This is a genomic window from Delftia tsuruhatensis NBRC 16741, from assembly GCF_001571325.1.
In the GTDB taxonomy this organism is placed as follows: domain Bacteria; phylum Pseudomonadota; class Gammaproteobacteria; order Burkholderiales; family Burkholderiaceae_C; genus Comamonas; species Comamonas tsuruhatensis.
The window spans coordinates 1-760 of record NZ_BCTO01000129.1; the positions used below are offsets into that span (position 1 = coordinate 1).

The following is a 760-nucleotide window of genomic DNA, read 5'->3' on the forward strand; positions in this document are numbered from 1 at the left end:
ACTGCGTGGTCTGCCACTGCCAGGGGCTGGCCGAAGCGCGAGCGCACCAGCTCGGAGCCGCCGGGGGTGATGGGGGCCTGGTGGCCTGCAGCCACGGCACTGAGTTGCTTGAAAGCCATGAATGACTCCTTCTATTCGGTGGGGTGGATCAGCGCGACGCAGCGGCCGTGTCGATGCCGTAGACGCCGTGGTCCTGCTTCTCGCCCTCGATCTCGAAGACCGACTTCTTGACGCCGAAGATGGACGACGTGGTGATCACGACCTGGTTGCCGTTGTCGCGGGTTTCCTCATGCCAGCCGTAGCGCATGCCCGTGCCCGGCGAGCCGAAGGCCATCACGCCGGCCTGCGCACCCATGAACAGCGCACGCGCCGTCTCCAGGTCGCCCGTGGCACCGTGGGTGTTGTGGCGAATCACGTTGCGGTGCGAGTGCAGCACCACGTTGCGGTACATGCCCAGCGCGCTCTTGAACAGCGGCGACTTGAAGCCCACAGCAGCGGCCGCGGCCTTTTGCAGCTCCAGCCAGCCGCCCGTGCCGGTTTCCTTGCGCAGGTCGTCTTCCTGGAAGGTGTGCATGACCATGACGAACACTTCCTCGCCATCGACCACGCAGGGCTGCATGACGGGGATGTTGGTGGCGCCGCCACCCTGGCTGTCCGCGCGAACGCGGGCACGGTCCACCACGGCCAGCGACATCTTGTCGGTGGCATCCAGGTTGGCCACCGCCGTGGCATCGCCGCCGAACAGGTGCTGGTTGGGCGT

The 760-nt window shown here is 66.7% G+C and carries 1 protein-coding gene; it reads right to left on the bottom strand.

Annotated features, from left to right (window positions below; all coding sequences use genetic code 11):
* Nucleotides 1–148 precede the first annotated feature (148 nt).
* Nucleotides 149–760 (bottom strand): N4-gp56 family major capsid protein (locus DTS01S_RS29275; RefSeq protein WP_082774957.1); only part of this gene is annotated, 612 nt, incomplete at its 5' end.